At 65.3% G+C, this 25,905-nt stretch carries 29 protein-coding genes, 1 tRNA gene, 1 pseudogene and 1 other annotated feature; of the genes and pseudogenes, 22 read left to right on the plus strand and 9 right to left on the minus strand.

Features of this window, described 5'->3' with window-relative positions; genetic code table 11:
* Positions 1-82 precede the first annotated feature (82 nt).
* The 3 genes from AC0VYB_RS04315 to AC0VYB_RS04325 are packed head-to-tail and all read left to right on the plus strand — an operon-like array spanning position 83 to position 3,128.
* Positions 83-775, plus strand: a complete 693-nt coding sequence (locus tag AC0VYB_RS04315; RefSeq protein WP_137826845.1) for a demethylmenaquinone methyltransferase — start codon at positions 83-85, stop codon at positions 773-775.
* On the plus strand, positions 772-2,073 hold the full coding sequence (locus AC0VYB_RS04320) for a geranylgeranyl reductase family protein (RefSeq protein ID WP_137826844.1): 1,302 nt from the start codon (positions 772-774) through the stop codon (positions 2,071-2,073). Before AC0VYB_RS04315 ends, AC0VYB_RS04320 begins: the two co-directional genes overlap by 4 nt.
* A 44-nt stretch (positions 2,074-2,117) precedes the next feature.
* Complete coding sequence (locus tag AC0VYB_RS04325) at positions 2,118-3,128, plus strand: polyprenyl synthetase family protein (protein WP_137826843.1); 1,011 nt, start codon at positions 2,118-2,120, stop codon at positions 3,126-3,128.
* Here the strand turns inward: AC0VYB_RS04325 and rarD are convergent, their stop codons facing one another.
* The gene (gene rarD / locus AC0VYB_RS04330) at positions 3,129-3,890 is read right to left on the minus strand and encodes an EamA family transporter RarD (protein ID WP_475385257.1); all 762 of its coding nucleotides are present in this window, start codon (positions 3,888-3,890) and stop codon (positions 3,129-3,131) included. It abuts the gene before it with no gap.
* Between the two features lie 6 nt (positions 3,891-3,896).
* On the minus strand, positions 3,897-4,052 hold the full coding sequence (locus AC0VYB_RS04335; RefSeq protein ID WP_475385054.1) for a hypothetical protein: 156 nt from the start codon (positions 4,050-4,052) through the stop codon (positions 3,897-3,899).
* A 103-nt stretch (positions 4,053-4,155) separates the two neighbouring features.
* Here AC0VYB_RS04335 and AC0VYB_RS04340 point away from each other — a divergent pair, with 103 nt between their 5' ends.
* Positions 4,156-5,568: an FAD-dependent oxidoreductase gene (locus AC0VYB_RS04340; protein ID WP_137826839.1), complete on the plus strand. Its 1,413-nt coding sequence runs from the start codon at positions 4,156-4,158 to the stop codon at positions 5,566-5,568.
* 11 nt (positions 5,569-5,579) lie between these two features.
* On the plus strand, positions 5,580-6,509 hold the full coding sequence (locus AC0VYB_RS04345; RefSeq protein WP_198500767.1) for a GTP pyrophosphokinase: 930 nt from the start codon (positions 5,580-5,582) through the stop codon (positions 6,507-6,509).
* A gap of 1 nt (position 6,510) precedes the next feature.
* On the opposite strand, the gene AC0VYB_RS04350 is transcribed toward AC0VYB_RS04345, so the two are convergent.
* On the minus strand, positions 6,511-7,305 hold the full coding sequence (locus AC0VYB_RS04350; RefSeq protein WP_137826837.1) for an alpha/beta fold hydrolase: 795 nt from the start codon (positions 7,303-7,305) through the stop codon (positions 6,511-6,513).
* Between the two features lie 36 nt (positions 7,306-7,341).
* Between AC0VYB_RS04350 and AC0VYB_RS04355 the strand changes: the two genes are divergently transcribed.
* Positions 7,342-7,950 (plus strand): TetR/AcrR family transcriptional regulator, encoded by a 609-nt coding sequence (locus tag AC0VYB_RS04355; protein WP_137826836.1) that lies wholly within the window; start codon positions 7,342-7,344, stop codon positions 7,948-7,950.
* An 18-nt stretch (positions 7,951-7,968) separates the two neighbouring features.
* Here AC0VYB_RS04355 and metE read toward each other — a convergent pair whose 3' ends face one another.
* Entirely contained in the window at positions 7,969-10,290 is a 2,322-nt protein-coding gene (gene metE, locus AC0VYB_RS04360) for a 5-methyltetrahydropteroyltriglutamate--homocysteine S-methyltransferase (protein WP_137826835.1), read from the minus strand.
* 38 nt (positions 10,291-10,328) lie between these two features.
* Positions 10,329-11,414 carry a methylenetetrahydrofolate reductase gene (locus AC0VYB_RS04365; protein WP_140955514.1) on the minus strand — a complete coding sequence of 362 codons (1,086 nt, stop codon included), beginning with the start codon at positions 11,412-11,414 and terminating at the stop codon, positions 10,329-10,331.
* A 361-nt stretch (positions 11,415-11,775) separates the two neighbouring features.
* Between AC0VYB_RS04365 and AC0VYB_RS04370 the strand changes: the two genes are divergently transcribed.
* From AC0VYB_RS04370 to AC0VYB_RS04380, 3 genes and pseudogenes are all read left to right on the plus strand, one after another.
* Positions 11,776-12,081, plus strand: a complete 306-nt coding sequence (locus AC0VYB_RS04370; protein ID WP_181365656.1) for a transposase — start codon at positions 11,776-11,778, stop codon at positions 12,079-12,081.
* Positions 12,042-12,170 (plus strand) — a sequence feature (AL1L pseudoknot). (Overlaps the previous gene by 40 nt.)
* Positions 12,093-13,001, plus strand: a complete 909-nt coding sequence (locus AC0VYB_RS04375) for an IS3 family transposase (protein WP_259800805.1) — start codon at positions 12,093-12,095, stop codon at positions 12,999-13,001. (Overlaps the previous feature by 78 nt.)
* Before the next feature lie 295 nt (positions 13,002-13,296).
* Positions 13,297-13,440 (plus strand): annotated as a pseudogene (locus AC0VYB_RS04380) (IS5/IS1182 family transposase); the annotation flags it as partial.
* On the opposite strand, the gene AC0VYB_RS04385 reads toward AC0VYB_RS04380, so the two are convergent.
* The gene (locus AC0VYB_RS04385) at positions 13,437-14,027 is read right to left on the minus strand and encodes a 4'-phosphopantetheinyl transferase superfamily protein (protein WP_137825433.1); all 591 of its coding nucleotides are present in this window, start codon (positions 14,025-14,027) and stop codon (positions 13,437-13,439) included. The pseudogene AC0VYB_RS04380 and the gene AC0VYB_RS04385 sit on opposite strands and share 4 nt — an antisense overlap.
* 104 nt (positions 14,028-14,131) lie before the next feature.
* Between AC0VYB_RS04385 and AC0VYB_RS04390 the strand changes: the two genes are divergently transcribed.
* Positions 14,132-15,229 (plus strand): AMP-binding protein, encoded by a 1,098-nt coding sequence (locus AC0VYB_RS04390; protein ID WP_475385055.1) that lies wholly within the window; start codon positions 14,132-14,134, stop codon positions 15,227-15,229.
* A 26-nt stretch (positions 15,230-15,255) separates the two neighbouring features.
* On the opposite strand, the gene AC0VYB_RS04395 is transcribed toward AC0VYB_RS04390, so the two are convergent.
* Positions 15,256-16,448 (minus strand): IS3 family transposase gene (locus AC0VYB_RS04395; RefSeq protein ID WP_435382378.1). Its coding sequence is split into 2 segments (ribosomal slippage): positions 15,256-16,161 and positions 16,164-16,448, totalling 1,191 coding nucleotides; the frame shifts between segments, so codons are not numbered across the junction.
* 110 nt (positions 16,449-16,558) lie between these two features.
* Here AC0VYB_RS04395 and AC0VYB_RS04400 point away from each other — a divergent pair.
* From AC0VYB_RS04400 to AC0VYB_RS04450, 11 genes are all read left to right on the plus strand, one after another.
* Entirely contained in the window at positions 16,559-16,792 is a 234-nt protein-coding gene (locus tag AC0VYB_RS04400; RefSeq protein ID WP_475385056.1) for a hypothetical protein, read from the plus strand.
* 3 nt (positions 16,793-16,795) lie between these two features.
* Positions 16,796-17,056 carry an acyl carrier protein gene (locus AC0VYB_RS04405; protein ID WP_137825435.1) on the plus strand — a complete coding sequence of 87 codons (261 nt, stop codon included), beginning with the start codon at positions 16,796-16,798 and terminating at the stop codon, positions 17,054-17,056.
* Between the two features lie 56 nt (positions 17,057-17,112).
* Positions 17,113-17,487 (plus strand): ectoine synthase, encoded by a 375-nt coding sequence (locus tag AC0VYB_RS04410; protein WP_137825436.1) that lies wholly within the window; start codon positions 17,113-17,115, stop codon positions 17,485-17,487.
* Between the two features lie 11 nt (positions 17,488-17,498).
* Entirely contained in the window at positions 17,499-18,629 is a 1,131-nt protein-coding gene (locus tag AC0VYB_RS04415) for an acyl-CoA dehydrogenase family protein (protein WP_137825437.1), read from the plus strand.
* Positions 18,626-19,291, plus strand: a complete 666-nt coding sequence (locus tag AC0VYB_RS04420; RefSeq protein ID WP_111353167.1) for a transglutaminase-like domain-containing protein — start codon at positions 18,626-18,628, stop codon at positions 19,289-19,291. The genes AC0VYB_RS04415 and AC0VYB_RS04420 overlap by 4 nt, the downstream gene beginning before the upstream one ends.
* Positions 19,292-19,305: 14 nt before the next feature.
* Positions 19,306-20,079 carry an aspartate racemase/maleate isomerase family protein gene (locus AC0VYB_RS04425; protein WP_137825438.1) on the plus strand — a complete coding sequence of 258 codons (774 nt, stop codon included), beginning with the start codon at positions 19,306-19,308 and terminating at the stop codon, positions 20,077-20,079.
* 32 nt (positions 20,080-20,111) lie between these two features.
* A complete protein-coding gene (locus AC0VYB_RS04430) occupies positions 20,112-20,591 on the plus strand; it encodes a MarR family winged helix-turn-helix transcriptional regulator (protein ID WP_250786243.1) in 480 nt (159 codons plus the stop codon).
* A gap of 94 nt (positions 20,592-20,685) precedes the next feature.
* Complete coding sequence (locus tag AC0VYB_RS04435; protein WP_137825439.1) at positions 20,686-21,306, plus strand: DsbA family oxidoreductase; 621 nt, start codon at positions 20,686-20,688, stop codon at positions 21,304-21,306.
* Positions 21,303-21,791: a nucleoside deaminase gene (locus AC0VYB_RS04440; protein WP_137825440.1), complete on the plus strand. Its 489-nt coding sequence runs from the start codon at positions 21,303-21,305 to the stop codon at positions 21,789-21,791. Before AC0VYB_RS04435 ends, AC0VYB_RS04440 begins: the two co-directional genes overlap by 4 nt.
* Positions 21,792-21,827: 36 nt before the next feature.
* Positions 21,828-22,148: a DMT family transporter gene (locus AC0VYB_RS04445; RefSeq protein ID WP_137825441.1), complete on the plus strand. Its 321-nt coding sequence runs from the start codon at positions 21,828-21,830 to the stop codon at positions 22,146-22,148.
* 42 nt (positions 22,149-22,190) lie between these two features.
* The gene (locus AC0VYB_RS04450; protein WP_137825442.1) at positions 22,191-22,619 is read left to right on the plus strand and encodes a DMT family transporter; all 429 of its coding nucleotides are present in this window, start codon (positions 22,191-22,193) and stop codon (positions 22,617-22,619) included.
* Positions 22,620-23,500: 881 nt separating this feature from the next.
* Here AC0VYB_RS04450 and AC0VYB_RS04455 read toward each other — a convergent pair.
* Positions 23,501-23,992, minus strand: a complete 492-nt coding sequence (locus AC0VYB_RS04455; RefSeq protein WP_137825443.1) for a YajQ family cyclic di-GMP-binding protein — start codon at positions 23,990-23,992, stop codon at positions 23,501-23,503.
* A 159-nt stretch (positions 23,993-24,151) separates the two neighbouring features.
* Here AC0VYB_RS04455 and AC0VYB_RS04460 point away from each other — a divergent pair.
* Positions 24,152-24,233 (plus strand) — tRNA-Tyr (locus AC0VYB_RS04460).
* A 76-nt stretch (positions 24,234-24,309) separates the two neighbouring features.
* Here AC0VYB_RS04460 and AC0VYB_RS04465 read toward each other — a convergent pair.
* Entirely contained in the window at positions 24,310-25,836 is a 1,527-nt protein-coding gene (locus AC0VYB_RS04465; protein ID WP_475385057.1) for an MFS transporter, read from the minus strand.
* Between the last annotated feature and the right edge of the window lie 69 nt (positions 25,837-25,905).

The following is a 25,905-nucleotide window of genomic DNA, read 5'->3' on the forward strand; positions in this document are numbered from 1 at the left end:
GGTGCGCGGCTCGGCGCCGGGTGTGTGCAGGTGCACAGCGACTGATTCGCCCGCGGGCACCTCGTGTTGAGAGAATGAGGCCATGAACCGTGCCCAGCTGGACAAGCAGCCCGCTGACGTCGCCTCGATGTTCGACGACGTCGCCTCCCGTTACGACATCACCAACGACGTCCTCTCGCTCGGGCAGGCACGTGCGTGGCGGCGCAGCGTCTCCTACGCCGTGGCCGCAGGGCCGGGGGAGCGGGTCCTCGATCTCGCCGCCGGCACCGGCACCTCGTCGATGTCATTCACCCATCACGGCGCCGAGGTGGTCGCCGGTGACATCTCCGAGGGCATGCTCGCCGAGGGCCGCCGCCGGCACCCGAAGATCGACTTCGTCTATGCCGATGCCCTCGATCTGCCGTTCGAGGACGAGAGCTTCGACGTCGTGACGATCTCCTTCGGCATCCGCAACGTCCATGACGTCGATCGGGCGCTGGCCGAGATGCTGCGCGTGCTCCGGCCAGGCGGCCGGCTCATCGTCTGCGAATTCTCCACTCCGACGTTCTCGCCGTTCGCCCGCGTCTACAAGGAGTACCTCATGCGGGCGCTGCCGCCCGTGGCCACCGCGGTGTCGTCGAACCCTGAGGCGTACGTCTACCTCGCCGAGTCGATCCGCGCGTGGCCCGACCAGGACGAGTTCGCCATTCAGATCTTACGAGCCGGATTCGACCAGGTGAAGTACCGCAACCTCTCCGGCGGCATCGTCGCCGTCCACCACGCGCTCAAGCCGTGAACGAGTTCGACGCCGACGTCATCGTCGTCGGGGCGGGACCTGCGGGGTCGGCCCTCGGCACGTATCTCGCCCAGGCCGGGCACGATGTCGTCATCCTCGAGAAGTCGGGGTTCCCGCGGGACAAGATCTGCGGTGACGCGCTCACCCCGCGGGCGGTCAAGGAGGTCGGCTTCCTCGGCCTCGAGACTCCGGAGGACGAGGGCTGGCACCGCAACCGGGGGCTGCGCCTCATCGGCGGAGGTCACCGGCTCGAGATCGCCTGGCCCGATATCGACGGGACTCCTAACTACGGGCTGACCCGCCCGCGGATGAGCATGGACGAGGCCTTCGCCCGGCATGCCCAGCGCTCGGGGGCCCGCCTGTTCGAGCAGGTCAAGGCCCTGAGCCCGGACATCGGCGAGGACGGATGGATCCGCGGGGTCCATGCCGCCGGAACCGATCATCGCGGTCGGCGGGTCGGACCCGACGCCCATTTCCGGGCGCCGATCGTCGTCGCCGCCGACGGCGTCTCCTCCCGCCTGGCCGTGGCGATGGGCCTGGAGAAGCGCGACGACCGGCCGATGGGAGTGGCGGTGCGCGCCTATCATTCCTCGCCCCGGCACGCCGATGACTTCATCGAGAGCTGGGTCGAGATGCGGTCGACGAACGCCGAGGGCCAGTCCGAGGTGCTGCCCGGCTATGGGTGGCTCTTCCCGATGGGCGACGGCACGATCAACATCGGCGCCGGTCTCCTCGACACCTCACCGCGGTTCGGCTCCGTCGACCTGCGGGCGGTGATCGGGCGGTGGATCGCCGACATGGGCGGCGAATGGGGGATCGACGAGACGACGGCGCTCGGGCCGATCAAGTCCGCGGCCCTGCCGATGGCGTTCAACCGCACCCCGCACTTCCATAAGGGTCTCCTCCTCATCGGCGACGCCGGGGGGATGGTCAATCCGTTCAACGGGGAGGGCATCGACTACGCCCTCGAATCCGCCCGCACCGCCGCCGAGGTGATCTCGACCTATGCCCGCTACCCGGAGCGGATCATGCGCAGCAAGCTCACCGAGTACCCGGCGCTCATCGGGGATTCCCTGGGCGGTTACTTCACGTTGGGCAGGGTATTCGCTGCGATCATCGGCCATCCGGCACTGATGCACTTCGGAATCAAGTACGGTATGGGTGTTGACGTTGTGATGGAGTTCGTCGTCAGACTGCTGGCGAACCTCTACCGCGACCCCACGATGACCGAGGCCGATCTCATCGACCGGGTGATTGCCACTCTCACCCGGATCGTCCCGGCCACGAGCAACGCGTGAGCCCTGCAAGGTACCCTGCGATAACTATGACGAATGACGAGGACATGAGCCACCTAGCCTCTCCGGTGACTTTCATCGGTGCCGATGCCCAGCTCGCGGCCGACATCGCCGCACAGCTCGACATCGTCGAGCGGCGTCTCTACGCGGTCACCGACCAGACGCGGAAGCTTCCCGACACCGCGTCGAAGCATCTGCTCGCCGCCGGCGGCAAACGTGCCCGCCCGAACCTCGTCCTCCTCACCGCCCGCCTCGGGCAGCCGCAGTGCGACGAGGTCATCGAGGCCGCCGTGGCCGTCGAGCTCATCCACCTCGCCTCCCTCTACCACGACGATGTCATGGACGACGCTCCCGTGCGCCGGGGTGCGCCGGCCGCCCACGAGGTGTGGGGCAATTCCGTGGCGATCCTCACCGGCGACCTCCTCTTCTCGAAGGCCTCGCTCGTCACGGCGGGTCTCGGACCGGAGGCCGTGAAGATCGAGTCGGAGACCTTCGAGCGCCTTGTCCTCGGGCAGCTCGCCGAGTTCGCCGGTCCCACCGAGGACGAGGATCCGATCGCGCACTACATCGACGTCCTCGCGGACAAGACGGGGTCGCTCATCGCCGCCTCGGCGCAGTTCGGCGTGATGTTCTCCGGTGCCGATCCGGCGCTGGTCGAACCGGTGCGGATCTTCGGGGAGAAGGTCGGCATCGCCTTCCAGCTCGCCGATGACATCATCGACCTCACGACGACCGGTTCCCAGTCGGGGAAGACGCCGGGCACCGACCTGCGCGAACGTGTCCCCACCCTGCCCGTGCTCTACGTGCGTGCCGCAGCGGAGAAGGGCGACGCCGAGGCGGTGCGCATCGTCGGTCTCCTCGACGCCGATCTCAGCTCGGATGAGGCGCTCGAGACCGCCCGTGCCGCGCTCGCCGCCCATCCGGTGACGGATGAGGCCCGCGCCGAGGCGGTGCGCTGGTCGCAGGCGGCCAAGGAGGCGCTGGCCCCGCTGCCGGAGGGCATCGTCAAGGACTCCCTCTTCGAGTTCGCCGACTCCGTGGTCTCCCGCTCGCGCTGATCACCCCGTCGTCGGGGGCCGGCGGCTCTGCCGGATCATGTCCGTGCACAGGAGGATGACGGCGATCCAGATGATGAGGAAGCCGATCCACCGGGTCACCGACATCGACTCGCCGAGGATGGTGATGCCGATGATGAACTGCAGCGTCGGTGCGATGTACTGGAGCATGCCGATCCACGACAGGGGGATCCGTCTGGCGGCGGCACCGAAGAGGATGAGCGGAATCGCCGTCGCCGGTCCCGTCGCGAGGACGATGACGACGTGGAGGGCGCCGAAGCCGGTGAACGTCTGCGTGCCGGCCGCGGCGAGGAAGCCGAGGTAGGCGAGGCTGGGAATGGCGAGGATCGCCGTCTCGACCGTCATCCCCTCGAGCGCGCCGATCCTGCCTCCCACCTTGTTCTTCACGAGCCCGTAGAACCCGAACGACAGGGCCACGGAGAACGCCAGGTAGGGCACGCGGCCGAGCCCGAGGCCGACGATGATGACGGCGACGAGCCCGAAACCGACGGCCGCCCACTGCAGGTGCCGCAGCCGTTCCCCGAGGAAGACGACGCCGAGGCCGATCGAGATGAGCGGATTGAGGTAGTAGCCCAGGGAGATCTCGACGAGGTGACCGGTGTCGATGCCGTAGATGAACGTCGTCCAGTTGATCGCGATGAGCACCGCGGCCAGCGCGAGCAGCCAGAACGTCCTGCCCGAGCGCATGATCGCCCACGTCCGGGCGAAGCCGCGGGCGAAGACGAGGAGGATCGCGCAGATGATGAGCGCTCAGATCACCCGGTTGGCGACGAGTTCGAGCGCGCTCGTCGGAGCCGCGGCGGCGAAGAGCAGCGGGAGCAGACCCCAGAGCAGGTACGCCGACGAGCCGTAGATGAGTCCGAGGCGCCGGAAGGCGCTGTCGTCAGGAGCGGCAGGAGTGTTCACAACGAAAGTCTAGGGCGGAACACGTGCGAGGTTCGTCACGTGAGTGTTAGGAGAACCTATATAGGCGATAGAATCGTATCCGAATGTCTAGAGAGGTGTGAGAATGACTCGTCCGTTCCGTGTGGCCATTGTGGGTGCCGGTCCTGCCGGAATCTATGCGGCTGATCTGCTGACGAAGGCTGAGCGTGATTTCGACGTCAGCATTGATCTCTTCGAGCGTCTGCCGACGCCGTTCGGGCTGGTCCGGTACGGGGTGGCGCCGGATCACCCGCGGATCAAGGGCATCATCAACGCCCTGATCAAGGTCCTCGACAGGGGAGACATCCGGATGTTCTCCAACGTCGAGTACGGAGTCGACATCGCGCTTGACGAGCTCACCGATCGCTACGACGCCGTGATCTTCTCCACCGGTTGCTTCGTCGATGCCCCGCTCGACCTCCCCGGCGTCGACCTCCCCGGTTCCTACGGTGCGGCGGACTTCGTCAACTGGTACGACGCCCACCCCGATGTGAGCCAGGACTGGCCGCTCGAGGCCGAGCAGGTCGCGGTGATCGGCAATGGCAACGTCGCACTCGACGTCGCTCGCGTGCTGGCGAAGCAGGCCGACGACATGCATGTCACGGAGATCCCGGACCACGTGTACGAGGGTCTGAAGTCCTCGAAGGTCACGGACGTCCATGTCTTCGGGCGCAGGGGCCCGGCGCAGGCGAAGTTCACCCCGCTCGAGCTGCGTGAGCTGGGCCATGTCGCCGACGTCGATGTCATCGTCTACCCGGAGGACTTCGAGTTCGATGAGGGGTCGATGGCGGCGATCGAGTCATCGAATCAGGTCAAGCAGGTGGCGAAGACGCTGACCGATTTCACGATGCGCGAACCCACCGGGGCGAAGCGTCGGCTGCATCTGCACTTCCTCCATGCCCCCGCGGAGATCCTCGGCGATGGGAAGGTCGAGGCTCTGCGCACGGAGCGTCAGGAGCTCGATGGGACGGGGAACGTCCGGGGCACGGGCGAGTTCGTCGACTGGCCGGTCCAGGCGGTCTACCGCGCCGTCGGCTATGCCGGCTCCGCACTGCCGCAGCTGCCGTTCGATCCGCGCCGCGGGGTGATCCCGAACCATGAGGGGCGCGTCGTCGACGCCGTGGATCAGAGCGAGGCGGCCGAGTCCGATGTCGTCGCCGGCGTCTACAGCACCGGGTGGATCAAGCGGGGCCCGGTCGGCCTGATCGGGCACACGAAGGGCGATGCCCTCGAGACGATCTCCCACATCCTCGCCGACCGCGCCGCCGGCGTGCTCGCCGAGCCGGTCGCTCCCGCCGAGGACTCGATCGTCGAACTGCTGCAGGCCAAGGGCGTCGAGTTCGTCGACTGGCAGGGCTACCACCGGCTCGATGCCGCCGAACGGGCCGCCGGAGCCGTCGAGGGCCGTGAACGGGTGAAGATCGCCACCCGCGAGGGCATGCTGGCCGCCGCCCGCGACCACGCTGCAACCGCCTCGGCGCCCGTCTCCGGTCACTGAGCCGACCCCGCGTGAACGCCGATTCCGACCTCCGACGACACGTCGATGCCGCCTACGCTGAGCGGCTCGACGTGTGGGAGGCGACGGCGACGCGGATCAAGGTCTGGCTCAAGGAGCAGCAGCGGGGCCTGCTCAAGGACAAGGACATCTCGCGACTCGACGTCGACGGTCACCGGATCAAGGATCCGGCGCGCACCCTCGCCAAGCTCGCAGAGAAGGTCGCTGCCGAACCGGACGTCACGGTCACCTCGGCGATCGATGTCGAAGACCAGATCAGGGACATCGTCGGGGTCAAGGTCCTCTGCAAGTCCCCGCGGGACCAGAAGATGATGTTCACCTCCCTCTGCGACCCCGCGCAGCTGGGAGCGTTCGAACTCATCGAAGAGAAGAACTACGTCGATCACCCGAAGGCCAGCGGCTACCGCGCGTGCCACGTCACCCTGCGCATCCCCTCCGACCACGGGGAACCGGTGTACGCGGAGGTCCAGGTGAAGACGCGGCTGCAGGATGCGTGGGGCGAGCTCACGCACGAGGACATGTACAAGCCGGGCGCGGCGATGAAGCCGAGCGAACTCCACGGCGAGTTCGCCCGCGCGATGGCGAACATGCTCGCAACCGTCGACGAGATGGCCGACACCCTGGCCGTCGAGCTCTCGGCGCTGACGAATCCGGAGCCCGAGGCCGGTGTGCTCGCCGGCGCCGAGGAACGCCGTGCCGTCGACGTTCGGGTCCGGGCGACCGGCCCGAAGTACGCGCTCGCCGTGGACTCCGACGGCCGTCAGGGCCTCATCCCCGCGTTCGCGGTGCGCGAGCTCAGCGGGGAGAAGGGCACGATCAAGGTCAGCGACTTCGTCCGCGTCGACGATCGCCTTCATGTCAGCGTCGAAGAGGACTCGAAGGGCCTCTACTACATCCCCACCGAGCTGCCGCGCGGAGCGTAGCTCACCGCAGGGTGTCGACGAGGGCCGCGAGACCGCTGGGATCCTCGAGATGCGCCATGTGCCCCTGGCCGGGCACGGTGTGGGTGCGTGCCCGCGGGGTGAGGCTGAGGACGTCGGCGACGCTCGTCCCATAGGGGGCGGCGCCGAGGTCGTCCTCCCCGATGAGGACATCGATGCGGTGCGCTCGGGCCCCGAACTCGGCCGGCACCGAGGCGGTGGCGATCGCGCGCAGCTCCGGGTAGAGAGGGCGTGCGAGCTCCTCGAGCATCCGCCACGCGTGTTCGTTCGCGCGCAGGCCCGCGACATGGTCGGCGTCGAATCCCGAGACGTCGACGTTGATGATCTCGACGGCCGCGTCCCAGTCCGCGGCCTCATGGGCTGCCTCGAGCGCTGGCAGTGCGTGTTCTCCGAAGGGCGCCATGACGGGTTCGTAGGCGATGACGTGGTCGAGGCGGCGGTCGTTGGCCGCGTGCAGGCCGACGAGTCCGCCGAAGCTCCACGCGAAGAGCTGCCGGGCAGCGAAGGCATCGAGGACAGCGCCCAGGTCGGCCACCTCGGTGAGAAGTGAATGACCCTCCGGCAGCTCCGATGACGGGGCCCGACCGCGCCGATTGACGACGATGACGCGCGCCCAGGTGGTGAGCGCCGCGGCGAACCGGCGCCACGCCCGCGCATCGCTCATCACCCCCGGGAGAACGACGAGCGAGTCGGCCGGATCGCCCTCGGGATCGCCGTAGACGTCGACGGTGAGATGGCCGTCGGCAAGAGGAATCGCTTTCTGAATCATCTGCTCCATAAATCAATTATGGACCGACTGCTCTAGAATTCAAGGATGATGCGTGGACGGCCTCCGGCCTTCGAACGGGACCAGGCGCTGCTCGAGGCGGCGCGGCTGTTCTGGCGTCACGGGTATTCCGGCACGTCGACGAGGGCGCTCACCTCGGCGATCGGCATCTCGAGTTCGAGTCTCTACGCCGCCTTCGGGAGCAAGGCCGGTCTCTTCGCCGAGGCGGTCGAGGTCTACGCGAACCGCTATGCCGAGATCTACCGGCGAGCCGTTGCTTCGGATGCGATCGGCGAGGTCGTCGAGACGCTGCTGCGGGAGTCGATCATCGAGTTCACGCAGGATCCCGCGGACCATCCCGGGTGCATGGTGACGAGCGCGATCATCACGGACTCGGCGGACGCGAGCGACGCGGGAGAGATCATCAGCGCCATGCAGACGGAGAACGCGCGGCTGCTCCACGCCCGATTCACCCGGGCCGTCGAGGACGGCGATCTGCCGGCCGACGCGTCCCCGACAGCGCTCACCGACGCCGTGCAGGCCGTGTGGCTGGGACTCTCCGCCCAATCGAACCAGGGCATGAGCCGCGAGCGGCTGCTGCGCGCGGCCGATCTCGCCGCCCATGCCCTGTGGGGGACCCGCACCGCCGAAGCGTGAGCGCGACTCAGCCCGGGATCACCCGGGGGCCTGGCCTGCCCGGACGCCGGTCAGCACCGCATCCCGTGCCGCCACGAGGTTCGCCAAAGCCGGCTCCACCTCGGCGTACCCGCGGGTCTTCAGCCCGCAGTCGGGGTTGATCCACAGCCGCCTGGCGTCGACGGACTCGAGCGCGGTCTCGATGAGCTCGGTGAGCTCGACGACGCTCGGCACCCTGGGGGAGTGGATGTCGTAGATGCCCGGCCCGATGCCGCGGGCGAAGTCCGCCGCGGCGATGTCGGCGAGCACTTCCATGCGCGAGCGGGCGGCTTCGATGCTCGTGACGTCGGCGTCGAGGGCGTCGATCGCCTCGATGATCTCCCCGAACTCCGAATAGCACAGATGGGTGTGGATCTGCGTGGCCGGCGCCGCCTGAGCTGCGACGAGGCGGAACGAGCGGACCGACCAGTCGAGGTAGGACGCGCGATCGGCCCGGCGCAGGGGCAGGAGTTCACGCAGCGCCGGCTCGTCGACCTGGATGATGCCGATGCCCGCGGCTTCGAGGTCGGCGACCTCATCGGCCAGCGCCAGCCCGATCTGGTCCGCGGACTCCTGGAGGGTGACGTCCTCGCGGGCGAACGACCACGCGAGGATCGTCACCGGGCCGGTGAGCATGCCCTTGACCGGCTTCGTCGTCCGGGACGCCGCGTACGTCGACCAGGCGACGGTGATCGGCTCCGGGCGGGAGACGTCGCCGAAGAGGATCGGCGGCCGCGTGCAGCGGGACCCATAGGACTGGACCCAGCCGTTCTCCGTCGTCGCGAACCCGTCGAGGTGCTCGGCGAAGTACTGGACCATGTCGTTGCGCTCGGGTTCGCCGTGGACGATGACATCGAGTCCGAGGCGCTCCTGGAGGTCGACGGCACGGTCGATCTCCGCCCGCATTGCCGCTTCGTAGGCCTCGGCGTCGATCCGCCCCGCACGATGGTCGGCTCGGGCCCGTCGCACCTCGGCGGTCTGGGGGAACGAACCGATCGTCGTCGTCGGCAGCACCGGCACGGCGATGGCCTCCTGGGCGAGGGCCCGGTCGGCTGCCGCGCCGCGGCGACCGTCGTGGCCGGCCACCGCGGACACGCGCGCGGCCACGGCCGGGTTGTGGACCCGGGCGGATTCGCGGCGCGTGCGCAGCGCCCGGTCGGCCCGGGCGAACGCCGTCGGGCGGGCCTGCGGGCCGTCACGGAGGGCGGCGGCCAGTGCTTCGACCTCGGTGACCTTCTCCTCGGCGAAGGAGAGCCACCCGGCGACGTCGACGGGGAGATTCGGCTCGTCGGCGACCGTGTGGGGGACGTGGAGCAGGGACGTCGACGTCGAGACGCTCACCTCATCCCGACCCAGCCCGGTGAGGACGTCGAGGGTCGCGGTGAGGTCGTCGGCCCAGACGTTGCGACCGTCGATGACTCCGGCGACGAGGCGGACCGACGCGGGCACCTCGGCGGCGATCCGGTCGAGCCAGGTGGGATCGAGGCGGCGGGTGGCCGCGGAGATGTCGACCCCGAGGGCGGCGATCCCGGAGTGCGCGAGTGCCGGCAGACCCGCCTGGAGCGAACCGTACGGGGTGGTGACGAGAAGTTTCGTGTGCGTGAGTGCCGAGGTCAGCGTGCCGTAGACCCGGGCGGCCGCCTCGGCGAGTTCGTCATCGCTTGACTCGTGCGCATCGGCGACGAGGGCGGGTTCGTCGATCTGCACCCATTCGACGCCGGCCGCGGCGAGGACGCTGATGACATCGAGGTAGACGGCCGTGAGCTCGTCGAGGCGGTCCAGCGGCGCCGTCGTCGTGCCCGGTGCGGTCTTCGCGAGGGTGAGGAGCGTGACCGGGCCGACGAGGACGGGACGGACCCGGTGCCCGGCGGCGCGCGCCTCGGAGACGAGCGTAAGGAGGTGCTGCGGGTGGGCCTTGAACTGCGTCGAATCCTCGAGCTCGGGGACGAGGTAGTGGTAGTTCGTGTCGAACCACTTCGTCATCTCCAGGGGCGAGCGGTCGGCGGTGCCGCGGGCGAGGGCGAAGTATTCGCCGAGGTCGAAGTCTGTGCCCAGCGTCGCCGACGGGATGAGGCCGACGGTGAGCGCGGTGTCGAGGACGTGATCGTAGTGGCTGTAGGTTGCGGGGATCGCGTAGTCCTCGGTGAGGCCGAGTTCGGCCAGCCGGTGGTAGGTCTGGACGCGGTGGGCGCGCACGGACTGGGCGAATTCGTCGGCGTCGATACGGCCGGCCCAGAACCGTTCGAGCGCGGTCTTGAGTTCGCGCCGGCGGCCGATGCGGGGGTAGCCGGTGATCGTCGCGGTGGGAAAGGGGGTCGTCATGATGTCTCCTTCGCAGGGTGGGGTGGATGTGGTGCGCCTCAGAGGGCGGGCACGGGGGTGGGGTGGAGTGAGACGCCGAGGCGGTCGAGCGCTCCGAGCAGGTCGATCGTCGTCGTCCGGTCGTTGAAGGTGTAGAAGTGCAGGCCGGCGGCGCCCTGGTCGAGGATCGTCGCGACGTGCTCGGCGGTCATCTCGAGTCCGATGCGGCGCTGGGCCTGAGGGCTCGCGGCTCCGTCGAAGCGGGCGAGGAGGTGGTCGGGCACCGGCAGCTCGGCGAGCCTGCTCATCGTGTGCAGGCGGCGGATGTCGGTGATCGGGAGGATGCCGGGAATGATCGGCATGGTGATCCCGGCGAGGTCCGCACGGCGGCGGAGCCGGGCGAAGTGGCCCGGGTCGAAGAAGAGCTGGGTGATGGCGAAGTCCGCGCCGAGGCGCTGCTTGGCGGCGAGGACATCGAGGTCTTCGTCGGGGCCGGAGGACTGTGCGTGCCCGGACGGGTAGGCTGCGACCCCGATCCCGAGGCGTCCGGCGGCGAGTTTGGCTGTGTGCTCGGCTTCGATGGTCCGCAGCAGGTGGACGAGGGCGTCGGCGTGGGGGAGGTGCCCGGCGGGGACGCGGTCGGTGCCGGTGGGGAAGTCGCCGCGGATGGCGAGGAATCCGCGCACTCCGGCGCTGAGGAGGTGGCGGATCCAGCCGCGCAGCTCGTCAGCGGTGCCGGCGGTGCAGGCGAGGTGGGCGAGCGGACGCAGCTGAGTGGTCTCGCTGATGATGCGGATGAAGTCGGCGGTGCCGTGCAGCCAGTTGCTCTTCGCCGAGCTCGTCACCGCGAGGTAGTCGGGGTGAAGCTCATCGAGGAGGGCGAGGAGTTCGGGGGTGCCGGCCGCCTGTGCCGCGCTGCGGGGCGGCATGACCTCGAAGGAGAGCGCGAGGGGGTGGTGGCGCTCGGAGTCGGGTTCGGGGTGGGGGAGGCTGACCGGCGCCGAGGCGGAGGCGCGGGGCTCGCGGACCGTTGCGTCGGCGTCGGGGTGGGGTCGTGGTGGGCGGTGGTCGATCGGCGGTCGCCGGTCGACGTCGCGGAATGAGGAGTCGAGGACAGGATCCGGGTGTGTCAGTGATGTGGACATGCCGACATCGTGCCAAGGTCGGCATGTCCACCGCGCCGCTCATGGCGCACGGCGTCACGGTTCGACTTATGTCGGACGCACGCGGTCGCGCGAGGTCATGAACGGTCGGAATCCGTCATGGTCACCGGTAGTTGGTGAACTGGTGAACTGACTTTGAGCGGTTCTCGAATTGACTGAGTGTCGCAAGTTCTAGGGTCTCAAAGGCTGGTGGATTGGTGGTGATGCCTGCCGGAAGTGGTGCTTTCGTGAGATTTCTGCGGGCTGTTTGCGGACTGAAGGGTCTCGGTGTTGACGTTCGCAGTGTCATGCCCCGGGGATAATAGAGGCAGGGAGATTGGAAGAAGGAGATTCTCTCTTGCCAGTGAAATACACCGACGAACTCAAGGCTCGTGCTGTCGAGCTCGTCATCCATGCCCAAGCCGATCCGGACACTGCGAACGGAGCCATCACCCGCGTCGCGAAGGAACTCGGCCTGAGCAAAGAGACCCTGCGAGTTTGGGTACGCAAGCACAAGGACTCCGGTAAAGCCACACCGACTGAGTCAGTCGACCTGGAAGCGGAGAACCGCCGGCTACGGGCAGAGCTGGCTGAGGCGAAACGAGCCAACGAGATCCTGAAGAGGGCGTCGGCTTTCTTCGCGGCGGAGCTCGACCGCCCATCGAAGTAGTCGTCGGTTTTATCGACGAGAACAAACACGAGTTCGGAGTCGAGCCAATCGTGCGCGCCTTGTCCGGGACTGCTGCACGGATTGCTGTGAGCTCGTATTACGCGTACAAGAAACGTCAACCATCAGCCAGGGCCCGACGGGACCAGGCTCTGATGGTGGTGATCCAGGATGTCTATGAGGCGAACTATTCCTGCTACGGAGTACGGAAGATGTGGAAGGCGATCAACCGCGGCTACGCCGACCAGTTCGGGCCGGTGGCCCGGTGCACGGTGGAGCGGTTGATGGCCCAGTTGGGCATCGACGGGATCCGGCGGAGACGGAAGCGTCCGAAAACGGCTTCAGCCAGGGCTGAGGACTGCCCGGACGATCTCGTCGACCGTGAGTTCACGGCTGCTGGTCCGAACTGTCTGTGGGTCGCCGATATCACGTACGTGCCGACGCAGGCTGGGTGGGTGTACGCGATGTTCATCCTTGATGTGTTCACCAGGGAGATCGTGGGCTGGCAGGTGACGAACCATCTGCGGGAGTCGCTGGCCAGGGACGCTTTGACGATGGCGCTAGCGGCGAAATTCCGGGCTGGTGAAGATGTGTCGGGGCTGGTCCACCACAGCGACCGTGGGGTTCAATTTCGGTCGATTCGCTATGGCGAGGCTCTCGCGGAATCCGAGCTTGTCGCGTCGGTGGGATCGCGTGGAGATTCGTATGACAATGCGATGGCTGAGGCTCTGAACTCGGTGTACAAGGCTGAGCTGATTGACAGACGGGTGTGGTCAGGATTGATCGAGGTGCTCGCGGAGACGTCTGCGTGGGTGGCCTGGTACAACCAGGAGCGGTTGCATTCAGCGGTCGGGTACCGTCCGCCGATCGAGGTCCATTCTGAATGGGTCAACCAGTCCGCGGCAGAACCCGTGGCTGCTTAGGAAACCAGGAAAAGGAGCCTCTACGAAACCCGGGGCATGAAACGTTGTTCCACTCGGCGTGGGTGGCGTCGTGTCATGACTCGTTGTCGAAGGCGTATTACGACCGGAAACGGGTTGAGGGTAAGCGTCATATTGCGGCAGTCATGTGTCTGGCTCGGCGCCGGCTCAATGTTCAGTTCGCGATGGTCAAGGCCGGGGCCTTCTACGAGGCGAAGACCCCGACTGCTGCTTGACAATGAATGTAACGGGGAATCGTCGAGTTACAGGGCTCTGCTGATCGAGTCGCCTGACCACGCCGTTGGCCGCTCCCGCGGGGGCCTATCGACAAAGACTCATCAGCTCGGCCACTCGATATGACAAGCTCGCCGTCGTCTACCGGGCCGCTGTCGTGTTCAACGGTGTGATCGCCTGGTTACAGTATTTATCAGACACGCCCTAACTGTCCTGCCTCCATGCGATCCGGAGATGGCTCTCACCGTGCCACATGCCATGTGAGTCCAGGTGGACGAGCTCCCCGACCGCCGAGGGCATCACGATGGTCCTGTGCGCGGCGGCAGTGAGCACAGGAGATGACTCAATAGCTGAGGGCATCGCCTGCAATCCCACCCCGAGGGCTTTGCCAGCGGCCTCCTTCGCCGTCCAGATCTCGGTGGAGACACGCTCGACGGCAACCTCGCCTTGGAGTTCAGCACGCTCGCCAGGCGACCAGGCACAGGCAAGGTCCGCGCACCCGGGCGAAGAGAGTCGCTGTTCGATGTCGACTCCGACCGGCACGTCGGCGACCACTACCGCGGCGGTCAGTGCGGAGTGTGAGACCGAGAAGTACTTGTCCTCGTAACAAAGAGGAAAACACCGGTCTGAACTGCGGAAATAGCGCCTGGCCTCGGTCCCGAGTGCTCGTTCGACAAGGAGCGCGGCAACGTCATCGCCGCTGTGCCAGGAGGCCGTCCAGAGACGGAGGGGCGACGGTGATCTATGACACATTTTGGCGTTTTCGCCGTTAAACCTTGATGTATGCACAAGCACTAGTCTAGGTTAATGCATGTACATCGAAGAACATTCGAGGTGATCAGACCGGATCCGATCCGGGCCGATCGGCTCGACGCGCAACGAACACGGAAGGGGACAGCATGAGCATGACAGTCACGAGCGTCCATACTGCGGTGACTGGCCTGAGCCTGGAACCAGGCACCATCGTCGAAGGCGAAGACGAGCGCAAGGACGACATCACTGGTCGTGAGTACGGCATCTACCGCGCGGCGAAGAACCGTCACCTCATCGATGAGTGCGTCAGCCTTCTCAACAGGGGAGGAGTTGCAGCGCTGGTGCCCACCTCGGCCTCCGCCGCCTACGTGGAGACGATCGCCGAGCAGGTCGAACAGTTCGCCAGAACACGCTCGACCTCCACGAACGCTTCGGAGGGCGGCGTGCTCGCTCTGCCCACCTCCGGCTCGACGGGAGCACCCAAGCTCGTCGCCCTCCCCGTGACAGGTCTGGCTCACTTCCTGAACTGGGGCAGCGAGTACTTCGGCTTCGAGGACGCGACGGTCTCGTTGAGTCTGAGCCCCTGGAACTTCGACGTCTCCCTCCTCGACACCTGGGCCGTTCTGGTCGCCGGCGGCACGGTGGTGGCAGCGGAGGCAGCGCGACTGCACGACGCGGCATACCTGACCCGGATGCTCGATGAGTACCGACCGACGTTCGTCCAGGTCGTTCCCTCCACACTAGACGCACTGCTCAACGCCGCAAGGGATGCGGAGTACCCCTCGGTTCACGACGTCGTCCTCACCGGCGGCGTCGTGGCACAACCCCTGCGTGCCGCCGCGACGCGCCTGTTCCCCACAGCAACGTTCCACAACGTCTATGGCGCCACTGAGGTCAACGACTGCCTCATCGAGACACTCTCGGCCGAGCAGTTCGCCGCCGCTGAGACGTTACCGATCGGCAAACCCATCTCCGGTTGCGAGGTCTACCTCGACGCCGACGGAGACCTGGCCCGCCTTCACGCGGCTGAGGAAGCCATGGACGGGGAACTGCTCGTACGCACGCCGTGGATGGCGCTCGGCTACATCGCTGAGGGAACCATCGCTCCCTTGCCGCTGACCGGGGAGGGCCTGTACCCGATGAAGGATGAGGCCAGCTGGTCAAGCGGGCACCTGATGTACCAGGGCCGCCGCGACCGCATGGTCAAAGTCCGCGGGCAGCGCGTGAATCTCGAAGGGGACTGATGCAAGGAGAGGTGACAATTCGGGTGTCACGCTGCGACTGCAGGTGACTCAATAATTGCTTCGTACTCGACAGGTGTCAAACGACCCAACCGGGCTTGCCGCCGACGACGGTGATACGTCTGCTCGATCCACGTCACGATCGCGATTCTCAACTGCTCCCGACTCACCCACCGGCGACGGTCGAGAACGTTCTTCTGCAGCAGGGCGAAGAATGACTCCATGGCCGCGTTGTCGCCAGCAGCACCGACCCGGCCCATCGACCCAACAAGGCCGTGGCAAGCCAGACTCTGAGTGAATTTCCTTGATCGAAACTGACTGCCACGGTCGCTGTGTACCGTGCATCCGCCCACATCACCACCCCTGCGGGCCACCGCCATCTCGAGAGCGTCAACAGCCAACCGGGCCTTCATCCGCGCACTCATCGAGTAGCCGACGATCCGGCCCGAGTAGACGTCCTTGATCGCACAGAGGTACAGCTTGCCCTCATCGGTGTGGTGTTCCGAAATGTCGGTCAACCAGAGCCGGTTCACGCCATCGGCTGTGAACTTGTGCCGGGTCCGACCGTCCTCGTCGACCACGGCACACAGGTCGTCGTGGACGGGTGGACCGGGCTTCTTTCCATTCTTACCCCGGCCCTTGCCGAAGGCTGAGAACCAGGAGTTGGTCGAACACAACCGCCACGCGGTGCGCACTGCCATGGGATGGCCGGCCGACTCTGCTTCATCGGCGAGGTATCGGTATCCGAACTCGGGATCGTCGCAGTGGGCGTCGAACAGGGCGTTGGCCCGGTACGCTTCGACGATATCGGCTTCAGGGACCGGCGTGGCCAACCACCGGTAGTAGGGCTGGCGCGAGAGCTTCAAGACCCGGCACGACACCGCCACGGGAATACCGTCGACGGCGAGCTCTCTCACGAGCGGGTAGAGCCTTTTGACGGCAGATTCGCCTGCGACAGATACGCAGCCGCGCGGCGCAGGACTTCGTTCTCTTGCTCCAACAGGCGAGTCCGCCGCCGCAGCTCCCGCAGTTCAGCGGATTCGTCGGTGGTATTGCCGAGCTTGTTACCAGCATCGATCTCGGCCTGGCGGAGCCATTTCGCGATGGTGCCTTCGTGGACGCCGAAGTCCTTGGCGATCTGTCCGATCGTGGTCTTCTCGTCGCGGTTCAAGGCCACGCGGACGACGTCATCGCGGAACTCTTTCGGATAGGGCTGGGGCATGGTGTCTATCCTTCCAGGCTTGCCTGTGTACAAGCCAGATCAGATGTCACCAAACCCTGCATCAGTCCCAAGAGATCGAGCATTGCGCGCGCCGGACGGCCCTGGTCGGCATGGCCTGCGCGTGGTTAGAGAACTCCGGTTCCGACGAGAAGCTGCATCTGGCCTACACTGTGCCCGACCATGGCCGCCTCGTCAACGGGTTCCAGCTTCGCATGGCGATGAGCGCTCACTTACCTGCCTTCGCGATGCCGAACCAGCTGCATGCCTTCGACGGCCCCTTTCCCTTGAACGGCAACGGCAAACCTGATCTGCCCACCATCAAGTCACACGTAGAAAGCGAGTAACGAATGTCCACCATCCACGAGGTCAAGCAGTACATTGTCGAGACTTTTGCCACCGATATCACCGCTGACCAGTTGCCCGACGATGTCGACCTGCTCACGACCGGCATTCTCACCAGCGTCACCACCGTCCAGCTGTTGGGCTGGTGTGCCCGGACCTACAAGATTCCGATCAACACGATCCCTATCAACCCGGACGAGCTGAAGACTCCCGAAGGCATCACCGGCTTCATCGCGGCCAACCGGACCGACGCTTTGGCCTCCTGACCTCCATCACGACCAACCATCACCGAAATCCCTTCTAGAAGAAAAGGAGTACCTCCATGTTCACCAGGTCCAAGAATGACGTTTCCGCTGTCGAGTGGGGCAATGGCACCAGCCACCGCCTCTTGGTCGAGAACGACAACATGGGCTTCGCCCTGGCCCACACCGTCGTCCGCGCCGGCACCGAGTCCAAGCTCGAGTACCGGAAGAACCTCGAAGCCTGCTACTGCATCCGCGGCTCGGGCAACGTCGAAGACACCCAGGGCAACTTCTTCGAGGTTACTCCCGGCGTGGTTTACGTCCTGGACGGCAACGAGCCCCACTACTTGCGGGCATCGGACCACGAGGATCTCGAACTCGTCAGCGTCTTCAACCCGCCGATCCGCGGCGACGAGAAGCACGTGCTCAGCGCTAGCGGTTTCAGCACCTACTGAGGAGGACGAGCATGAGCACGATTCTGACCGACGACCCATGGTCGAGCTTCCTCGACCATTTGCGCGAGTACACGCCCACGACCCCATCCTCACGGCAGGATGGCTTTCCAACGGGACTGTGGAATGCTGCTGCCGCGAGCGGGCTGTTCAGCCTCCTCGCTGCCGAGGGCATTGGCAGCACAGGGATGAGTACCGCCATCAACCGGGTCCGTGAACTCGGGCGCACCAGCCCGGACCGGGGACTGACCTTCTCAGCAGTGACTCAGCTGGCCAGTACCATCTACTGCCTGCGCGCATTCGCAGATCGACAACTGCGGGACCGCTACCTTCCGGCGGCCGAATCCGGCACCGCCATCGGTGGGCACGCCATCACCGAGGCCGACGCCGGCTCAGACGTGATGAAGATGACGAGCACTGCCGTCCTCAGCAACGGCCACTACGTCCTGAACGGAGCGAAGCGGTTCATCACCAACGCACCGATCGCCTCGACCTTGGTGATCTACGCCAAGACCGTCGAAGACGGCGCCGACAAGGGGCTCTCAGCCTTCCTCGTCGAGACCGGATGGCCCGGTGTCGACACCTCCCAGCAGTTGCCCACGGCCGGGCTGACCACCTCGCCGATCGGAGAGGTCGCGCTGGAGGACGTGAGGGTACCCATCACCAACCGGATCGGGCACAGCGGCGCAGGCCTGTTGATCCTCGACCAGGTCATGAAACGCGAGATCCTGCTGGCTTTCGCCGGCAATATCGGCGAAATGGAGCAGCTGGTCACCCGCTCAGTGCAGTATGTCAACGACCGCAAACAGTTCGGGCGCAGCATCGGCAGCAATCAGCTGGTGGCGGACCGGATCGTGCAGACCCAGATCGCCATCGAACTGGGCGGAGCCCTGCTGGAATCTATCGCGGAACGACTGGACGGCTTCGAGGACGTGACCGTCCCGATCGCCGCGGCCAAGGTCTTCATCAGCGAGGCCAACGTCGACTCGGCGATCAATGCCATCCGTGTCCACGGCGGCAACGGGTACCTGACCACGGCACCGCTGGCGAGCAACCTCCTCGACGCGATCCCCGGAGCGATCTACTCCGGATCGAATGACCTCCTGCGCACTAAGATCGCCACCATGTTAGGAGTGAGCTCATGATCGCCCGCGACCTCCAGCTGACCCAGGCAACCGCCGTGCTCGACTACGACGCCCCGAGCGTTGCGCAGTTCGTCGAGGACGCTGGCTGTTACAGCGAAGCGAATATCGCCAAGGCCGTCGAACGCCTCCACGACGCTGTCCGCGACACTATCGACTACAACGTCTTCAACGTCGCGCTGCACACAGACCTCGGCGCCTCCGACGTTGTCGATGAACCCTCCGGCTTCTGCCTGCACAAGAGCATTCTGTTCGTCGCCGGGTGCCGCAAGCTCGGAGTTCCAGCCGTGCTGTGCTCCGACGTGGTCACCAACCACGTCGCCGACGCCGCGATGCACGAGCTCGTCGGAGGTGAGGAGTTCCTGCACTGGTTCGCACGGATCTACCTCAACGGTCGATGGATCAAAGCTGCGCCCATCTTCAACACGCTGCTGTGCATGCTCTACGGCATCGACGTCCTCCGCTTCAATCCCAGCGGCGACGCCATCGAACAGCGCAACAGTGACAGCACGAGGATGATCTATAGCGGCGAGCAACGCTCCTACGTCGATCCGGACATGGACACACTGCTCTCGCTCATCGCGGCCAAGCACCCCAAGATGGTCACCGACTACGGACGCACTCCGACCTCGCTGAGCCTGGCCGGAACGACGTTGCCGAACTAGAAAGGAAAGGACATATGTGGAAATACGACGGTTGGGAATCCGACTTCAAACTCGGAATCGTCACCCCTCACGCCGACATCGGCCCGGAGGCTGAAGCCCAGGCGATGCTCGCCGGCACACGCAGCACCATTCACGGAGCACGCGTGGACTTCAGCCCGATGCACCCAGGCGGGACAATCGACGAGAAGATCGCCCATGACCCGGTCTTGCAGTTCATCGCTCCAGATATCATCGACCGCACGGTCGACAGCCTCTCCAGCTCTCCCTTGGACGCCATCGGACTGGCCTTCACCAGCTCCTCGTTCAAGATCGGAGCACACCGTGAGCAAGAACTGCTCACACGCCTGGCAACGGTCAGCCACGGCATCAAGCTCGACACCACCGGTACCGCGGCCACCGCCGCGATCCGAAAGCTGGGTCTGAAAAAAATCGCTATCATGGCGCCGTCCTGGTTCGACGACGACCTCTGCCGAGCCGGCGAGGCCTACTTCCTCGACCAGGGCATCGACATCATCTCCGCAACCCCCAGTGGCCCTACAGGAGGCCCGCTGACCATCACTCCGGCGGCCACTGCCGCAGCAGTGGAGGAACTGGTCGCGGCGACCGGCGCTCAGGCAGTGTTCGTCGCCGGCAACGGACAGCGAGCCATCGGAGCGATCGACCATCTGGAGTCCATGCTCGGCATCACGATGCTCACCGCCAATCAAGTTCTCTTGTGGTCAAGCCTCGACGGCACCGACCTGAGGTCCCGGGTGAGAGGATACGGATGCCTATTTGACGCGGGTTGACTCAGAAGGGCGCCCACGATAGTGTTACGTGCATGTACATGGAATCATCTGAGGCAGCAGACACCCCCCCGGCCCGCAATCTGAGCACGGCATGGGCGCAGGTCACGGCGATCGTCGCCGCGGTGGACGCGACACTGGGCAAATGGCTCGTCGATAATTACGGCATCGGTCTGACCGAGTATCGTGCAGTCCTGCATTTGAGCAGAACCTCGGACCGGGAGTTGCGTATCACCGAGCTCGCCCACAGGGTCGGCCTCAACCAGAGTTCTGTGACCCGGCTCGTCGGCCGCATGGAGGACAAGGAGCTCGCGTTCCGGGACGCCTGCCCCGACGACGGGCGCGGGGTCTACGCCGTCATTACCGAGAAAGGCCTCAACTCCGTGGCAGAGATCCGCGAACCCTACGAAGCGAAGATCTGCGAACTCCTCAGCGGGGCAGCCAGGCAGTACCCGCAGTTGGACCTCGGTGACCTCGACCGTTCCTTCGAGACCATCAGCAAGCTCGTCTCGTAAGGTTGCCAACCCTGGAGAAGGAGGGGCGATCTCTACCGTTATATATGCATGCACATACAAACAGAATACATATTGAACCGAAAGGATGACCACCATGACTACGAAAATCGATGTCTTCGTCGACTACGTCTGCCCCTTCTGCTTCCTCGTCGAGGGAGCGATCGAGGAACTCAAGCGTGACCGCGACGTCGACGTGACGATCCGGCCCTTCGAACTGCGACCGGATCCCGTTCCCACTCTGCGCCCCGAGGACGACTACCTGCCGCGGATCTGGAGAGACGCCGTCTACCCGATGGCCGACCGGCTTGATGTTCCCATCACCCTGCCGACGATCTCTCCCCAGCCGCGCACGGAGAAGGCGTTCATGGTGCTGCAACTGGCCCAGGAGCAGGGCAAGGCCGAGGCGTACTCCGAGGCGATGTTCAAAGCCTTCTTTCAAGACGACCGGAACATCGGTGAAGATGAGGTGATTCTCGACGTGGCGGTTTCGGTCGGACTCGATCGGGCGGAGGCCGAACAGGCCCTTCGCAGTGAGGAACGACGTGCCCGGCAGCAGGCAGATCAGGACTACGCGGTCAACGCCGTGGGCGTCACCTCCGTGCCAGGCATCATGGTCGAAGGTCAGCTCCTACGCGGGGTGCCCAGCGCCGCTCGGCTGAAGAAGACTGTCGACACGCTCGTCGAGGGCGCGACGGCCGCCGAGGGCCGATCATGACTTCCGTCCCATCGGATGTCCTCGTCCAGGTCATGGATGAGGCGGTCGAGAGGTGCCTCGAGCATGTCGAGGCCGGAGGGTTGCCCTTCGTCGGCGTGCTCGTCGACGGCAGCGGCGTCATCTCCGGATTCGGCGTCAACCGGGTGCGGGAAACCGGTGACCCGACCGCTCACGCTGAGATCGTCGCCATGCGCGAAGTGCTCAACGCAAATGACCGCGACGACCTCTCCGGCACCACGCTGGTGGCCACCGGAGAGCCCTGCGGACTGTGCTATCGCTTCGCGATCGATCACGGCGTGGACGCCATCTACGTCGCCGTCGATCGCGACACCGCTGCCGAATGGGGCTTCGACTACCGCACCAGCTACCCCTCGCTGGGCATCACCGAAGAGCTCCGGTCCCACCTCTTCAACCACCTTCCGACAGAACGGGGAAATGAACCGTTCTCCCGCTACTTGCACACACAGACCAATTACGGACGCTGACCAGCGTCCGAATGCACCCTTGAAAGGACAACCATCATGAGCTGGCTCTACCTCGGCATCGCCATCATTTTCGAAGTCGCCGTCGGCATCTCTGCCGGAAAGGCGCAGGGCTTCACCAAACTTTGGTGGAGTATCGCCACCCTCGTCAACGGCGGCATCGCCACCTTCTTCCTCAGCCTGGCCCTGCTGACCTTCGACGTCGGCGTCGGCTACGCGCTCTGGACCTCCCTGGCCGGTGTCGGCATCGTCATCCTCGGCGCACTCTTCCTCTCTCAGAAGCTGACTTGGAAGAAGCTCCTGGGCATCGGCGTCGTCATCGCCGGCGTCGTCGGCCTCAACCTCGCCGGCACTGCCTAATCCCGCGTTCACTTCACCCATCTCGAGAAAGGAATCTCACCCATGACTTCCACCGCAGCTCACGAGACCACCACTGTCGAAACGACTGAGAAAAAGGCCGGCGCCTGGTTCGCCCTCCTCCTGGCCGGAGTATTCGAAATCGGATATGCCCTCAGCGTCAACGGCAGCGCGGGCTTCACAGACCTCACCTGGTCCCTCGTCGCGATCGTCTTCTTCCTCTTCACGCTGTTCTTCCTCAGCGTGGCCCTGAAAAGGATTGATGTCGGCATCGGCTACGCCGTCTGGGCCGGCATCGGTGCGGTCGGGGCCGCCCTGCTCGGGCCGGTGTTCTTTGACGAAACCCTCACCCTGGTTAAGGCCTTCTGGCTGGCCGTCATCATCGGCGGAGTGATCTGGCTCAAGCTCGCCGACAGCCCGAAGCTTGAGAATAAGGACGACACCGCCACTACCTCCCCGGACCTGCATCAGTGACCTTGGCTCGGCCCGCCCCCGCCCGCACCGTGGCTCGAATCGCCACGGCCGCCGGCGGGGGCCTCGCCGCGTTCTACACCTTCTACACCACAGCGCCGAGCACTCTCGACGCACTCGGCATGTCAGCCGGAGCCCAGATCAGCATCGTGATGCTGATGGTGGTGGCCATCCAGCCACTCCTGCTCCTGGGGCGGAACTGGGTCAAGAACCGTCGCTTCGTCGTGACGATCGCACTGGCGTGCATGGGCCTGGGAAGCGCGATCCTTCCGGTGGCAGTCCACTGGCCAGGCTTGATCCTTCTCGGGCTCGGTGTCTGGCTCGGCGCCGGCTCAATGTTCTGTTCGCGATGGTCAGGGCCGAGGCCTTCTACGAGGCGAAGACCCCGGCTGCTGCTTGACAATGAATGTAACGGGCGTCTCACAGCGGCGTGCAGGTCGAGGATCCGAAGTGCGGGTCGAAGCGGACTTTCCGTGTCTCGGAGGAGCTGGTGGAACTCATATAAGCGCTTATTGCTACTTACCGGATTCGTGAAGATGACCGCTGCCAATGGCTGTTAACTGACGGCGGGACTCTGTTCCAGCGGGGGAGAGGCGGCCACTATTGGCGGGAAGCTCGATCGAAGTGCGGTATGGAAGAGTACACGTTTCATGACCTCTGGAACTTATATGCTTAGGGCCTCATCGCCTCAGGCTGCGACATGGTGACCGTGCATCACGCGATTAGACACTTGGCGCCGTCACCCGCGTTATACCGGTGCTCAAATCTATGGCCGAACGCGGACGACAAACCCCGCACCGCCGGCACCGCCCTGATGGACTCAGTTATCCTTCTGCGGACTCTGTGCAGACTGGAACGGGTTCTGCCTTGCAATCTCGCGGAGACTAACGGTAGTTCGTGAACTGCAGGTCGACGTCGAGGTCCTTGCCCTTGAGGAGGGCGATGACCTCCTGGAGGTCGTCGCGCTTCTTCGAGCTCACGCGCAGCTCGTCGCCCTGGATCTGCGCCTTGACCCCCTTGGGTCCTTCGTCGCGGATGATCTTCGAGATCTTCTTCGCCTCGTCCTTGTCGATGCCCTCCTTGAGAGAGGCGTCGATGCGGTACTCCTTGCCCGAGGGGTAGGGCTCACCCGAGTCGAGGGACTTCAGGGAGATGCCGCGCTTGACGAGCTTCGATTGGAAGACGTCGAGGACGGCCTTGACGCGTTCGTCGCTGTTGGCCTTCATGAGGACGGCTTCGCCGCTCCACGCGATCGAGGCGTCGGTGCCACGGAAGTCGTAGCGGGAGTTGACCTCCTTCGCCGCCTGGTTGAGGGCGTTGTCGGCCTCCTGGCGGTCGACCTTGCTGACGATGTCAAACGATGATTCGCTGGCCATGGAAGCTCCTTCTTCAGGTGAGAGTGATGCCGGTCGGAACCCGTGCCTGGTCTGCAGACGAGTCTAGTCGAGAGGGGCCGGTGTGACCTGCGTCAACCGAGTTGGCAATCGCGACACGGGCCTAGTATTCTTCTTGAGTGCTCTTCGAGCGCCAACTGCGGCAGATTGCCCGAGCGGCCAAAGGGAGCTGACTGTAAATCAGCCGGCATTGCCTTCGCAGGTTCGAATCCTGCATCTGCCACGCAGACTCACAGGGCCCGATGTTCAGCGGAAACGCGTGAACATCGGGCCCTGTGGCGTTCTCTGCGGGCGTGGAATCACTTGCCGGTGGGCTGCACGTGTCGCAACCGTGTGGCGGCAATGATCGCAGTCAGCGCAGCGATGATCGCCGAGAGGACAGCGGCAGCGTTGAGGCCGCTGCTGAACGCCTGCTGCGCTGCTTCGACCAGCGCATCACCGAGCTGGGCCGGCAACTCGGACGCGACAGCGAGAGCGCCGTCGACTCCGGATTCGGCTGTTGCCGCGGCCTCGTCCGGGAGGCCGTCGGGCAGGAGTTCGGAGATTCTCGACCGGTACGCGAACACCCCGATGCTGCCGATGATGGCCACACCCAGAGAGATTCCGAGGTCATTGGCCGTCGTCGCCAGGCCCGATGCACCGCCGGCCTTCTCCGGCGGCACTGATCCGACGACGAGGTCGGTCGTCAGCGCCATCGCGGGCGCCACTCCCGGATATGTCAGCGCGAAGCTGGCAATCACCAGGGCCAGTCCAGTGCCCTCATCCAGCTGCGTGAAGATGCCGTACCCGACCACCTGCGTCGCCAACCCGATCGCGATGACATTCCCCGGTCGGAATCGTCGGGCGAACACCGGCGCCAATGTCGAGACGACGATGAGCACAACCGCGGCCGGGAGGATCGCGAATCCGGCCTGTAGAGGCGACAGTCCCTGCACCGACTGAAGGTAGGTGGTGAACAGGGAGTAGACCCCTCCGAGCGCTGCCGCAGAGAGCATGAACACGATGAGGGCGGCGCTGACTGTTCTGTTGGCGAACAGCCGCACATCCAACAACGGTCGCTCGGCACGCAGCTGCCGGATGACGAACCACAGGCCCACCAGCGCTCCCGCGATCAGCAGGCCGATCGACGGGCCCGCGGGCTCCTGCGCTGCGAAACGCTTGATTCCGTAGATGATGGCCAACAGCGAGGCGACGAGGAGCACGGCACTGAAGAGGTCGATGCGGGCGTTGGGATCCCTGTGCTCAGGAAGGAGCAGGGGGGCACCGATCGCCACCAACACCATGACAGGGACGGCGACGAGGAAGGTCGCCTGCCAGCCGAAGCTCTCCAACAGGATTCCGCTGAGCAGGGGTCCCAGCGCGACACCGGCTGAAATTCCGCCCGCCCAGACGCCGATGGCAATTCCCCGTGCTTTGGCATCGGCGAACATGACGAAGATGAGGCCGAGAGTTGAGGGCACCATCATCGCTCCGAACAGCCCCAGCACGGCTCGCCAGGCGATCATCATGCCCGGATCGGTCGTCATCGCGGCCGCGATCGAGATCGCGCCGAACCCGATCGCACCAATGACCATGAGCAGCCGTTTGCCGACACGATCACCGACGACGCCCATGGCAACGAGGAATCCGGCCATGACGAAGCCGTAGATGTCGAGGATCCACAGCAGCTGAGTGCTCGTCGGCTCAAGGTCTATGGCCATGCTCGGCGCTGCCAGGAAGAGAATGGTGAGCATCATGAACAGCAGTGTCGACGGCAGGACGAGTGTCGCCAGCCCCCACCACTGCTTGGCTCCGGTGCGTGCCGGTGCCTGCGGGTCGCCGGTCATCGGGCACCCCCATAGCTGTGTCGTGAAGTTTTCATGATCAGTCCTCCTTCGATTCGGACGACGGGCCAT

This window comes from Brevibacterium sp. Z349TD_9 (genome assembly GCF_056173565.1).

Bases quoted from the DNA above. Each gene is read 5' to 3' on its own strand.
- AC0VYB_RS04390 (WP_475385055.1), top strand. From the start codon at position 14,132: ATGAGCATGACAGTCACGAGCGTCCATACTGCGGTGACTGGCCTGAGC.
- AC0VYB_RS04420 (WP_111353167.1), top strand. From the start codon at position 18,626: ATGATCGCCCGCGACCTCCAGCTGACCCAGGCAACCGCCGTGCTCGAC.
- AC0VYB_RS04435 (WP_137825439.1), top strand. From the start codon at position 20,686: ATGACTACGAAAATCGATGTCTTCGTCGACTACGTCTGCCCCTTCTGC.
- AC0VYB_RS04455 (WP_137825443.1), bottom strand. From the start codon at position 23,992: ATGGCCAGCGAATCATCGTTTGACATCGTCAGCAAGGTCGACCGCCAG.
- AC0VYB_RS04405 (WP_137825435.1), top strand. From the start codon at position 16,796: ATGTCCACCATCCACGAGGTCAAGCAGTACATTGTCGAGACTTTTGCC.
- AC0VYB_RS04400 (WP_475385056.1), top strand. From the start codon at position 16,559: ATGGCCTGCGCGTGGTTAGAGAACTCCGGTTCCGACGAGAAGCTGCAT.
- AC0VYB_RS04355 (WP_137826836.1), top strand. From the start codon at position 7,342: ATGATGCGTGGACGGCCTCCGGCCTTCGAACGGGACCAGGCGCTGCTC.
- AC0VYB_RS04350 (WP_137826837.1), bottom strand. From the start codon at position 7,305: ATGGAGCAGATGATTCAGAAAGCGATTCCTCTTGCCGACGGCCATCTC.
- AC0VYB_RS04430 (WP_250786243.1), top strand. From the start codon at position 20,112: ATGTACATGGAATCATCTGAGGCAGCAGACACCCCCCCGGCCCGCAAT.
- AC0VYB_RS04410 (WP_137825436.1), top strand. From the start codon at position 17,113: ATGTTCACCAGGTCCAAGAATGACGTTTCCGCTGTCGAGTGGGGCAAT.
- AC0VYB_RS04325 (WP_137826843.1), top strand. From the start codon at position 2,118: ATGAGCCACCTAGCCTCTCCGGTGACTTTCATCGGTGCCGATGCCCAG.
- AC0VYB_RS04415 (WP_137825437.1), top strand. From the start codon at position 17,499: ATGAGCACGATTCTGACCGACGACCCATGGTCGAGCTTCCTCGACCAT.
- AC0VYB_RS04340 (WP_137826839.1), top strand. From the start codon at position 4,156: ATGACTCGTCCGTTCCGTGTGGCCATTGTGGGTGCCGGTCCTGCCGGA.
- AC0VYB_RS04365 (WP_140955514.1), bottom strand. From the start codon at position 11,414: ATGTCCACATCACTGACACACCCGGATCCTGTCCTCGACTCCTCATTC.
- metE (WP_137826835.1), bottom strand. From the start codon at position 10,290: ATGACGACCCCCTTTCCCACCGCGACGATCACCGGCTACCCCCGCATC.
- AC0VYB_RS04450 (WP_137825442.1), top strand. From the start codon at position 22,191: ATGACTTCCACCGCAGCTCACGAGACCACCACTGTCGAAACGACTGAG.
- AC0VYB_RS04425 (WP_137825438.1), top strand. From the start codon at position 19,306: ATGTGGAAATACGACGGTTGGGAATCCGACTTCAAACTCGGAATCGTC.
- AC0VYB_RS04440 (WP_137825440.1), top strand. From the start codon at position 21,303: ATGACTTCCGTCCCATCGGATGTCCTCGTCCAGGTCATGGATGAGGCG.
- AC0VYB_RS04315 (WP_137826845.1), top strand. From the start codon at position 83: ATGAACCGTGCCCAGCTGGACAAGCAGCCCGCTGACGTCGCCTCGATG.
- AC0VYB_RS04465 (WP_475385057.1), bottom strand. From the start codon at position 25,836: ATGACCGGCGACCCGCAGGCACCGGCACGCACCGGAGCCAAGCAGTGG.
- AC0VYB_RS04445 (WP_137825441.1), top strand. From the start codon at position 21,828: ATGAGCTGGCTCTACCTCGGCATCGCCATCATTTTCGAAGTCGCCGTC.